Below are 10,747 nucleotides of genomic sequence, written 5' to 3'. Positions count from 1 at the left end.
CTACCGCTCACGCAGTAGTCACTGGAGAGCCGGATGATCGGGAAACCATCAAGTCCGGTTCGGCGGGAGGCCGAGCGGAAAAGGACCCGCGCTCCACGCGGGCACCTCGCCGCTCGGCCGACCCATCCTCCTGGCTGCTGGGCTACCGGCACCTGGCCGTCCGCTACGAGCGCCACGGCCACCTCTTCACGCCTTCCTCACCCTCGCGGCAGCCCTGATCTGCTACAAGAAGCTCTCCCGAATCGCCACGTAAGACGTGCTTTAAGACTGCTCTTGGGCGTCGTGCTCGCGGGCCCGGGCCTCCGCCTGCTTCCGCGTCGCGGTGCGCTCCCGTGCGGACAGGATGATCGTCGGGATGAGGGCGAGGAAGGCCACGCACGCGGCGACGCCGCCGCCGGTGAGGTCGACGTCCTCCCCGCTCAGCAGCCTGACCGTGTCGACGGCGGCCGAGTAGCCGGTCCCGGCCAGGGTGAAGCCCACCGCGATGCCCAGGAAACCCGCCGTCATGGCCTCCCCGGCGAACGCGATGACCAGGAAGCAGTGGACGAACGCCAGCATCGTGAAGCCGATCATGCTCATCGCCTCACCCGCGCCTCCGTCACCCATCTGCACGCCGACGCCGACGAGGAACCAGCCCGCCACGGCGTTGACCACCAGCAGCGTCGCGAAGACTCTGATCCGCAGGGGGGTCCACACCACCTCCCGTCGGACCTTGACCTGCTTCACCGCCCCGCTGCCGTCGCCCTTTCGCGGCGTCTCCGTGCCGTCCGTCTTCATGATCGCCTCCCGTCTCCCAGCCGGGAATCTACGTGCCCCGCGAGCGCGCTGGCAGGGAGCGGTGTCCCCCGAAGCCCGGGACACCGTGAACGTGGCGGTGTCCGCGAGCCGGGCGGGGCGGCGGCTCAGACGTCGAAGACGTTGGGGCGGCCTGCGTTGTAGCGCTGGGTGTCGAGTTTCTTGAGGGCTTCGAGTTCGGGGGGCTGGTAGAGCTTCCAGGTCTTCGCGGGGGCGGCCGGGGAGTCGGCGGCCTCGAGGAGCGCGTTGACGGCGGCGCGGGCGGATTCGTTGGCCGATTCCATGGTGGCCAGGTCGGTGCTGGTCTGGACGTAGTCGCCCGCGACGAAGAGGTTGGGGATGCCTGTACGGGCTTTGGGGCGTTTGGTCCAGGTGCCGATGGTGTTGACGGTCAGGAGCTCGTCGTTGGTGTTGCGGCCCAGGTCCGGGTGCCAGGTGATGGCGGGGTCCAGGAACCAGGAGTGCAGGATGTCGTCGGGGAGGACGGAGGATCCGGTGTCCTCCAGGTGGGCTTTCATCTGGGCCCAGCATTCCTTGGCGATCTGGGCGGGGGTGCAGCGTTTGGCGGGTCTGCCGTACAGGATGCCGGGGGTGTCCCAGTCGGAGATGTCCAAGGAGAGGCAGTCGGCCACGGTTCCGTCGCCGTAGTCGCGGCCGAAGTCCCGGTTCCAGATACCGCTCTGCAGGATGGCGGTGAGCTGCCATGGGGAGTCCATGAAGCTCAGCAGTTCGCCCAGGCCGCGCGGAGTCTTGCGGAGGTAGAACTGGATGCCGTTCATCCAGTCGGTGTGCAGGTGCCTGGTGCCCTCCAGTTCGGGCGCGTGCTCGAGGATCTCGGCGGACCACAGGCGCACGGCGCGGTCGGGCGGGACGGCGCAGACGAACCAGTCGGCTTCGATGCGGTGGCGTCTCCCGGACGTGTCGACCGCGTGAGCGGCGTCGATCCGGCCGTTCTTCACCTCCAGCGCCTCGACCGTCCGGCCGAGATGGAAGCGCACGCCCTTGGCCCGCAGGTCGGCCGTCCAGGGGTCGATCCAGGCCTCGTTGGTGGGCGCGTTGAGCATCCGGGCCAGGCCCGCGTCCCCGTCGTTGCCGAGGCCGAACGCCGACAGCAGGAACGCCTGGCCCATGTTGCCGACGGTCCGGGTGCTGGCGACCTCCTCTTTGACGGCGACCAGCCCGCGGGTGAGGAACTTGGCGACGATCGTCTTGTATTCGGCGGACTTGCCTTCGGCGCGGATGAAGTCCCACCAGGAGACGTTCTCCCACTGGCCGTAGCGGCGGGCCTCGCCGCTGGTCATGTAGACGAGGTACCGGTTGACGAAGAAGGCGATCTCGAGTGCGGGCAGGGAGGTGACCTGCTGGAGGAGGCCGGTGAAGGTCTCGCGCAGCCAGGCCGCGTCGAGCCCGCCGGCGCCGGGCCCGTTCAGGTCGGGGAGGCCGAGGTCTGCGCGGCCTCCGCTGCGGGACAGCCGTCCGGCGGAGACGTTCACCAGGTTGTCGCGGACGCCTCCCGCCTTCCCCGTGAACGGGATGCGCCGCATCGTGTCGGTGACGTGCCGGTAGAAGCCGGGGAAGAACCGGAAGCCGTGCTCCCCCGGCAGCGGGCCGCGCCCGCCCGAGCCGGTGCCGGGCACGGGGATGCTGCGGGCCTTGCCGCCCAGGGCCTTGCGCTCGTAGACGTCGACGGTGAAGCCGCGTTCGATGAGTTCGTGGGCGACGGCCAGGCCGGACATCCCGCCGCCGAGCACCGCGACGTTCTGTTTCGGGGCGGCGAACGCGGGGACGGGGACGAGCGCCAGGGCCGTCCCGGCGAGGATCTGGCGGCGCGAGGGCTTGAGGTCGATCGTCATCGGAGGGCCCTCACTTCCCGAGCCGGGACGGAAGCGTGCGGATGTGCTCGATCAGCCCGAGGGAGCCGGGCGACGTGCGGCCCAGCGATTCGGGCAGGGCCAGGAGCCCGGCGTCGAGGATGAACGGGTCGATGACGTGGAAGTCGACGTCCATGCCGGGTTCCTCGCCGATCAGTCCGTCCGGGGTGGCCAGCAGCGAGCTCGGGCAGGAGGCGTTCGTCGTCTCCGGATAGGTGAAGAGCCCGTGCGTCGTCCAGTTCGACAGCTTCAGGGTGGCCATGCACCCGTACGTCTTGTTCGGGGTGGCCCGGCCGACGACGCCCTGCCAGGTGCCGTCGCCTTTGACGACGCCGCCGAGCAAGGTGGCGCTTCCGTCCGGTTCGTGGGAGACGCCCCATTCCCAGCCGGAGTAGCGCTGGTCGGCCACGTTGAAGCGGCCCCAGTTGTGGTCGTGGTAGCCGCGCCAGCCGTCGACGCTGATCTTCTTCCCGCCGGGCGGTTTCAGCCAGCCTTTGACGTGGCTGGTGGCGACGGGGGACGTCCAGTACATCTCCTGGCCGCCCTCGTACTTGATCGGGCCTCCGGTGACGCCGGGCACGGGGTTCTCGAACCGGATGTCGGCTTCGGCGAATCCGCCGTTCCAGGTCAGGTGGTAGATCCCGCGCTCGGTGTCGTAGACGAGGTTCCCGACGCTGCTGCGGACGGCGGGCTGGTCCGTCGCGGTCACCTTGGTGGTGAGCGCCGGGAGGACCATCTTCTGCCCGTTCTCCGGATACCAGAAGATCAGGCCCATCGGCACCGGCGCGGTGAACAGCATGGCGATGAACGTGCGTTCGGTCGCGGGGTCCATGACGTGCGCGTACCACCACTCGGTCCATGAGCCGGGGTGGGGCCCGTCGTCGGACGGTTCGGCGATCTTTCCCGGCACGGGCGTCAGGTCGGAGCGTTTGATGTCGGTGAGCGGGAGCCCGTCCCGGGCGGAGACGGGCGGGGACACGGCGCCGAGCAGCAGGGCTGCCAGCGAGGCGGCCGTGCAGGCGATGGCGGCGAGACGGCGTCGGGGGGAACGCATCTTGGCACCTCCTCAAAAGGGCCACCCGAACAGCGGCATATCGGGCGACGCCCGGAGTGTGCGCCCTTTTGGACACGGCGTCAACACAATGTCGACACTCTGTCCGAGAAAGGAAAAGCCGGATAGAATCCGAGTCGTGCCCCCGATCTCGCGTTCCCGCGCCGTACGGGAACGCCGCGACGAGGTGGCCCGCCGGGTCCTGGCCGCGGTCCACCGGCTCGTCGCCGACGGAACCCCCTACACCGAGCTGCCCGTGCAGCGCATCGCGGAGGCCGCGGGCGTCGCGCGCTCGACGTTCTACCTGCACTTCCCCGACAAGAGCCGCCTGCTCATCGCGCTGGCCGAGCAGGGCGGCCAGCGCATGTTCGACGCCGCCATCACCTGGTGGCGGGGCGACCACTCCACCGGCCCCGACGGCGTCGCCGAGGCCATCGCCCGCATGATCGCCGAGTACCGCGCCAACCGCTGGGTCCTGCTGGCCGTCAGCGAGGTCTCCGCCTACGACCCGGACGTCACCGCCTACTACCAGGCCCGCCTCGACCGCTTCACCCGTCTGACCCGCGAACGCCTCGACGAGGAGCGCCTGGCCGGCACCGTCAGCCCCGGCCTGGACTCCCCCACCACCGCCGCCCTCCTCACCTGGATGGTGGAACGCACCATCTCCATGCACTGCCGCGACGACGACACCGCCGGCGACGAGCAGCTCGCCCGTTCCCTGGGCCGCGCCATCTGGCTCACCGTCTACGGCGATCCCGCTCCGGGACGCTGAGCCGACGGGCGTCGGTGACGCCTCCGCCAGGGTGGACGGCGCCCCGGCCGCCGAGGAGCGGGTTGCGGCGGCCGGGGCGTCGCTCAGCCCGGGACGCCGACGGACTCGGGGCGTCCGGGAGCGGCGGCGCGGGCGCGGAGGCCGAAGGCGATGACCAGCGCGCCGACGACCGCGGCGGCGACGGGAAGGACCAGGGCCGTCCGGAGGGCGTCGAGTCTCGCTTCGGCGGTGGTGGCGTCGCCGAGCGTCGCGACGTTCACGGCGGTCACGGCCGAGACGCCGAGGGCGGTGCCGAACTGGATCGCGGTGTAGAAGAGGCCGCTGGCCAGGCCCTCTTCGTGTTCGTCGACGCCTTCGGTGGCGGCCATGGTCAGCGGGCCGTAGGCCAGGGAGAACGCCAGGCCGAGCAGGATCATGGTCGGGAGCATGGCGGCGTAGGTCCAGTCCATCCCGAGCGGCAGGAACAGGGCGTAGGCGAGCGCCGCCAGCACCATCCCGCCGAACAGCACGGGGGCGTTGCCGAACCGGTTCACCAGCCGCGGGGTCAGGGTCGGGGCGAGGACCATGTCCATGCCGATCACCAGCATGGCCAGGCCCGTCTGCAGGGGGCTCCAGCCGCGCAGCTCCTGGAGGTAGAGGGTCGCCAGGAACTGGAAGCCCATGAACGAGCCGAGGAACAGCAGCGCCCCGAGGTTCGCCCGGACCAGCGGGGCCGAGCGCAGGATGCCCAGCCGGACCAGCGGGTCGGCCGACCGCCGTTCGATCGCGACGAAGACCGCGAGCAGCGCCAGTCCCGCCGCGAAGACGCTGAGGGTTCCCGACAGGTCGTTGCCGGGGTGCTCCAGCCGGACCACCCCGTACACCAGCAGCAGCATCGCACCGGTGATGCTGAAGGCGCCGGGCAGGTCGAAGCCGCCCGCGGGCCGCTCCGGCTCGTCGGCCTCCCTGATCAGGAGGAGTGCCGCCACCAGGATCGCCGCGGCCAGCACGACCGGCGCGAAGAACACCCACCGCCAGCCGACCGAGGTCAGCAGACCGCCGACGACCAGGCCGAGCGAGAAGCCGCCCGCGGCCGTCCCCGCGTAGACGCCCAGTGCCTTGGTGCGCTGCGGGCCTTCGGGGAAGGTGCCGACGACCAGCGCCAGCCCCGCGGGCGCCATGAACGCGGCGGCGATCCCGGTGATGAACCGGGCGACCAGCAGCATCCAGCCTTCGGTGGCGAAGCCGCCCAGACCGGAGAAGACCAGGAAGACGGCCATCCAGAACAGGAACATCCGGCGGCGGCCCAGCAGGTCCGCCGCACGGCCTCCCAGCAGCATGAACCCGCCGTACCCGAGCACGTAGGCGCTGACCACGCCGCTGAGCATCCCGGTGGACAGCTCGAGATCGGCCCGGATCGCCGGCAGCGCCACGTTCAGCATCGCGATGTCGATGCCTTCCAGAAAGACGGCTCCGGCCAGCACGAACAGCACGCCCCATGCGCGCGCGTCCATGCGGTCGTTCGACGTGGACATGGGTCCACTCCTCTCGGGGACACGGAACGGCTCTTGGTTCCCCAAGTGAATGCCGGTTCCTTCTTGTAACCGGCCCCATCGTCGGGAACCATGGAGGATCGTGGAAGAAGGCACATCAGAGTTCCCCGGTCACTGCGGGGATACCGGCTCCGACTACGACGTTCTCCAGTGGGACACGCGGGAGGACTGCGAGGTCCGGCAGATCCTCGACCGCGTCGCGGACAAGTGGTCGCTGCTCGTCATCGCCCTGCTCGACCGGCGCAGTCTCCGTTTCACCGAACTGCGCCGCATGATCGACGGGGTCAGCCAGCGCATGCTCACCCGGACACTGCGCCACCTGGAGCGCGACGGCCTCGTCAGCCGGACCGTGCAGCCGACCGTGCCGCCGCGCGTGGACTACGCGCTCACTCCGCTGGGCGCGACGCTGCACGAGACCATCCGCGCGCTCGTCACCTGGACCGAAGCGCACCAGAACGAGATCGCCGCCGCCCGCACGGCCTATGACGCCCGCGTCGAGGCAGAGGAGAAGGCCGCGGCGGCCGAAGCCGCCGAGCGGGAGGCCATCGCCCGGGCCGTCCTCAACCGCGTTCGCTGATCCCGCCCCGCCGCCGGCGCGGCGCGGCGGGGCGGGGCGGGGTCAGGGCAGGAGGCGGTAGTCGGACGGGTCGAGGCGGCGGGTGCGCAGGCGGTAGCCGGTCATGTAGCCCGGCCAGTTGTTGGTGTTGCGGCGGGTCGGGTCCAGGTACCAGCTGTCGCAGCCGCCCTGGTTCCAGACGGTGGTGGACAGGCGGCGCTGGACGACGGCGTCATGGGCGTCGAGGACGTCTTCGCGGACCTCGATGATGTCGGCGCCGTCGGCCAGGAGTTCGGCGGCCTGGACGATGTAGGCGGCCTGGCTCTCGAGCATGTGGACGATCGAACCCGAGCCGACGTTGGTGTTGGGGCCGTACATGAGGAAGAAGTTGGGGAAGCCGGCGACGGCCATGCCGAGGTAGGCGCGGGCGCCGGCCTTCCAGGCGGTGTTCAGCTCCATTCCGTGCGTTCCGACGACGCGCATGGGGGCGACGAAGTCCTGGGAGCGGAAGCCGGTGGCCCAGATGATGGTGTCGGCCGGGTAATGGCCGCCGTCGGCGGTGCGGACGCCGTCGGGGACGACCTCGGTGATCGGCTGGGTGACGACCCGTACGTTGCGCCGGTTCAGGGTGTCGTAGTACTCGCTCGAGGTGAGGATGCGCTTGCATCCCGGCTCATAATCGGGGGTGAGGGCACGGCGGAGAGCCGGATTCTTGACGGATCGGAGCGCGAACAGGCACAGGGCCCGGATGTGGGCCGACAGCAGACGGCGTCCCGCGGGGGCGATGAGGGCGGGGTTGAGCAGCAGCTCGAACCACAGGAAGATGCCCAGCCGGGATGCCTTCTGCACGAGCGGGAAGCGCCGGTTGAGGCGCTGCCGCCAGCGCGGGTAGACGCGGTCGGGTTTGCGGCTGATCCAGTTGGACTCGATCTGGAAGATGGTGAGATCGGCGACGTCGGGCGCGATGAGGGGGACGAACTGGATGGCGCTGGCGCCGTTGCCGACGACGACCACCTTCTCGCCCGTGAGGTCGTGGTCGTGGTCCCATCGCGCGGAGTGGAAGACGGTGCCGGTGAAGGAGTCCAGCCCGGGCAGGTTCGGGATCGCGGGATTGCTGAGTTGGCCGCATGCGGCAACGAGGAGGTCGAACTCCCGCTCCTCTCCCCGCGCCGTGCGGACCCGCCATCGGCGCGCGGTCTCGTCGAAGACCGCCTCGGTGACCTCGCTGTTGAAACGGCAGTGCGGGAGCAGGGAGAAGAGTTCGGCGCAGTGGCGCAGATAGGCCAGGATCTCGGGTTGTTCGGCGAAGCGTCGCGTCCAGTCGGGCTTGGGCGCGAACGAGTAGGAGTACAGGTGGGAGGGGGCGTCGCAGGCGGCGCCGGGATAGGTGTTGTCGCGCCAGACGCCGCCGGGGCCGTCGCCCCGTTCGAAGATGGTGAGGTCGGTGAAGCCGGCCTTCTTCAGGCCGACGGCGAGGGCGATGCCGCTGAACCCGCTTCCGACGACGGCGATCGACAGTTCTCGGCGACCCATGTGAGACTCCCAACTGATCGACAAGTTAACCGACACTCATGTCGGTTGCGCGAAAGTAACACACAAGGGAAAGACAGGCCATCGTGGAGAGTGCACCCAAAAGCCGCATGCGCGGCTCGGCCAGGCGGACGGTCATCACCGCGGCCGCACTGAAGGTCTTCGCGGAGAAGGGGTACCACGCCGCCTCGCTGGGCGAGATAGCCAAGGCCGCGGGGGTCGCGCGGACGGTGATGTACGACCACTTCCCGTCCAAGCGGGTACTGCTGCTGGCCGTCCTGCAGGAGCAGAACACGGCGCTGGTCGAGTACATCGGCGCGCGGATCACCGGGAGAGGGACGGCGCGCGAGCGCATGCGCGACACCGTGGACGCCTACTTCGGCTTCGCGCAGAGCCGGCCCGAGGCCAGGAAACTGCTGTTCGACGCCGTGAGCGAGGACGATCCGGAGATCCGGACGGTGCGCTGGGGCATCCGCGAGGCCCGGACAAAGGCGGTCGCCGCGATGCTGGCCCAGGACATGAGGGAGATCGGCGTGGACCCCGCGGAGCCGGGGGCAGAGGCCGTCGTGGAGTTCATCATCACCGGTATGGACGGGGTCGCCCAGTGGTGGGAGCACCGCCCCGAAGTCCCCCGATCCACCCTGGTGGAAGGGGTCATGTGGCTGCTGTCGTCCGGCCTCGGACCGCGCTCCTGAGGCCGGTTCCGGACACCCCTCCCGCCTCTGATTCCTCCCGCGGGCCCTTGACCCGCCTCCGTCTCCTCCACATAGTGAGGGGCCATAACCGACGCCAGTGTCGGTTATCTCCCCCCCACTTCAGAGGAGCGCACCATGGAGGAACAGAGCACCTCCGCCGCCCCGTCGAGCGAGAGCCCGGAAGTCGGAAGGCGCGGCTTCGTCACCGGAGCCCTGGCCACCGCCGGCGCGGTGAGCCTCGGCTTCAGCGGGTCCGCCTCCGCGTCGTCGAGATCCTCCCGGGCCCGCGGCAGGAGGGCGCCCGGCAAGCGTGTCGCGGTGTTCGGCGGCGGGATGGGCGGCCTGACGGTCGCCCACGAACTGGCCGAGCGCGGTTTCCAGGTGACCGTCTACGAGCGCAAGGCCTGGGGCGGCAAGTGCCGCAGCATGCCCTTCACCGGCACCGCCACCGGCGGGCGCCAGGACCTGCCCGCCGAGCACGGGTTCCGGTTCTTCCCCGGCTTCTACCAGAACCTGCCCGACACGATGGCGCGGATCCCGCGGCCCGGCGGCGGCACCCTGAAGGACAACTTCGTCGACGGCAAGGAGGTCTCGGCCTACTACAACGGGACCAAGCTGGTGCTGCCCGCCCGCGGCAGCATCATCGGCACGCTGAGCCCCGACTCCCTGCTGACGTTCCTGTCGACCGCCGTCAAGGTGTTCGGCAACGTCCCCGCGGGGGAGGTCGCGTTCTTCCTCGAGAAGATGATCGTGTTCGTCACCAGCGGGCCGCAGCGGCGGCTCAAGCAGTGGGAGAACATGAGCTTCGCCGACTACGTCAAGGTCGAGGGCAAGTCCAACCGCTACAGCGAGCTGCTGGTGGACATGTTCACCAGCACGCTGGTCGCCGCCAAGCCCGACAAGGCCAACGCCCACACCATGGGCCTGATGGCCGAGGCCTGGGTCTACAGCACGCTGGGCCTGGGCGGCTACGGCGCCCCGGACCGGCTGCTGAACGCCCCCACCAACGAGGCGCTCATCGACCCGTGGATGGCCCACCTGCGCACCCTGGGCGTCGACTTCCAGATCGGCAAGACCCTCACCGAGCTGAAGGTCACAGGCGGCCAGATCAGCGGGGCGGTGCTCAACGGGGCGGAGCCGGTCGAGGCCGACCACTACGTCCTGGCGGTGCCGCTCGAGCGGGCGCTCCCGCTGCTGAACGCCGACATCCTGGCCGCCGACCCGAGCCTGCGGTCCTTGGGCCAGCTGACGACCGACTGGATGAACGGCATCATGCTCTACCTCAAGGAGCCGGTCGACCTCGGCAAGGGCCACGTGGCCTACGCCGCCCAGCCCTGGGCCCTCACCTCGATCAGCCAGGCCCAGTTCTGGAAGAAGAACTTCGCCCAGACCTACGGCGACGGCACCGTGAAGGACTGCCTGTCCATCGACCTGTCCGCCTGGGACAGGCCCGGCATCGTCTACAAGAAGCCGGCCAAGGAGTGCACCCCCGAGCAGATCATCGAGGAGGTCCTCGCGCAGCTGCGCAAGGCCGTCCCGTGGGGCGGGCTGAAGCTGCGGGACTCCCTCATCCACTCCTGGTTCATCGACCCGGCCATCACCGGCCTGGCCACCCCGCAGGTCGCCAACGACGAGCCGCTGCTCATCAACAGCCCCAGCTCCTGGAACTTCCGCCCCGAGTCCACGACCAAGCTCCCCAACCTGTTCCTGGCCTCCGACTACGTGCGCGCCAACATCAACCTGGCCACCATGGAGGGCGCCAACGAGGCCGGCCGCAAGGCCGCCAACGCCATCATCGACGCCACGGGCTCCGGCGGGTCCAAGGCCAAGCTGCTCGACCTCTGGCAGCCCCCCGCCTTCGACGGCTTCTTCAAGCAGGACGACGCCCGCTACGCCCAGGGCAAGCCCAACGCCTTCGACATCCTCGACCCCTACCGGCCCTGAC

The 10,747-nt window shown here is 69.9% G+C and carries 10 protein-coding genes; 5 read left to right on the top strand and 5 right to left on the bottom strand.

The genetic code is table 11. The features are described 5' to 3' along the window. A partial coding sequence (locus ABGB12_RS33635) for a hypothetical protein (RefSeq protein WP_347684348.1) occupies positions 1-218 on the top strand: 218 nt, incomplete at its 5' end. Between the two features lie 43 nt (positions 219-261). On the opposite strand, the gene ABGB12_RS33630 is transcribed toward ABGB12_RS33635, so the two are convergent. The 3 genes from ABGB12_RS33630 to ABGB12_RS33620 all read right to left on the bottom strand — a co-directional run bounded on the left by ABGB12_RS33630 (position 262) and on the right by ABGB12_RS33620 (position 3,720). Beyond that, a complete protein-coding gene (locus ABGB12_RS33630) occupies positions 262-777 on the bottom strand; it encodes a hypothetical protein (protein ID WP_347684346.1) in 516 nt (171 codons plus the stop codon). A 125-nt stretch (positions 778-902) separates the two neighbouring features. Further along, positions 903-2,648: an FAD-dependent oxidoreductase gene (locus tag ABGB12_RS33625; protein ID WP_347684344.1), complete on the bottom strand. Its 1,746-nt coding sequence runs from the start codon at positions 2,646-2,648 to the stop codon at positions 903-905. Positions 2,649-2,658: 10 nt separating this feature from the next. Then, positions 2,659-3,720, bottom strand: coding sequence for a hypothetical protein (locus ABGB12_RS33620; protein WP_347684342.1), 1,062 nt, complete (start codon positions 3,718-3,720; stop codon positions 2,659-2,661). Positions 3,721-3,856: 136 nt separating this feature from the next. Here ABGB12_RS33620 and ABGB12_RS33615 point away from each other — a divergent pair, with 136 nt between their 5' ends. Beyond that, complete coding sequence (locus ABGB12_RS33615) at positions 3,857-4,489, top strand: TetR/AcrR family transcriptional regulator (RefSeq protein ID WP_347684340.1); 633 nt, start codon at positions 3,857-3,859, stop codon at positions 4,487-4,489. An 83-nt stretch (positions 4,490-4,572) separates the two neighbouring features. On the opposite strand, the gene ABGB12_RS33610 is transcribed toward ABGB12_RS33615, so the two are convergent. Next, on the bottom strand, positions 4,573-6,003 hold the full coding sequence (locus ABGB12_RS33610) for an MFS transporter (protein ID WP_347684338.1): 1,431 nt from the start codon (positions 6,001-6,003) through the stop codon (positions 4,573-4,575). A gap of 100 nt (positions 6,004-6,103) precedes the next feature. Here ABGB12_RS33610 and ABGB12_RS33605 point away from each other — a divergent pair, with 100 nt between their 5' ends. Beyond that, the gene (locus ABGB12_RS33605) at positions 6,104-6,598 is read left to right on the top strand and encodes a helix-turn-helix domain-containing protein (RefSeq protein WP_347684336.1); all 495 of its coding nucleotides are present in this window, start codon (positions 6,104-6,106) and stop codon (positions 6,596-6,598) included. Positions 6,599-6,640: 42 nt separating this feature from the next. Here the strand turns inward: ABGB12_RS33605 and ABGB12_RS33600 are convergent, their stop codons facing one another. Next, positions 6,641-8,110: an NAD(P)/FAD-dependent oxidoreductase gene (locus ABGB12_RS33600; RefSeq protein WP_347684334.1), complete on the bottom strand. Its 1,470-nt coding sequence runs from the start codon at positions 8,108-8,110 to the stop codon at positions 6,641-6,643. A gap of 83 nt (positions 8,111-8,193) precedes the next feature. Here ABGB12_RS33600 and ABGB12_RS33595 point away from each other — a divergent pair, with 83 nt between their 5' ends. Together ABGB12_RS33595 and ABGB12_RS33590 are read left to right on the top strand one after the other, a co-directional pair. Further along, positions 8,194-8,802, top strand: coding sequence for a TetR/AcrR family transcriptional regulator (locus ABGB12_RS33595; RefSeq protein WP_347684332.1), 609 nt, complete (start codon positions 8,194-8,196; stop codon positions 8,800-8,802). A gap of 135 nt (positions 8,803-8,937) precedes the next feature. Next, a complete protein-coding gene (locus tag ABGB12_RS33590) occupies positions 8,938-10,746 on the top strand; it encodes an FAD-dependent oxidoreductase (protein ID WP_347684330.1) in 1,809 nt (602 codons plus the stop codon). Position 10,747 lies beyond the last annotated feature (1 nt).

It is taken from the genome of Actinocorallia sp. B10E7 (genome assembly GCF_039871655.1).
Taxonomy (GTDB): domain Bacteria; phylum Actinomycetota; class Actinomycetes; order Streptosporangiales; family Streptosporangiaceae; genus Actinocorallia.
Note: the sequence above shows the minus strand (reverse complement) of the source record. Positions and strands in the feature narration are given on the sequence as shown.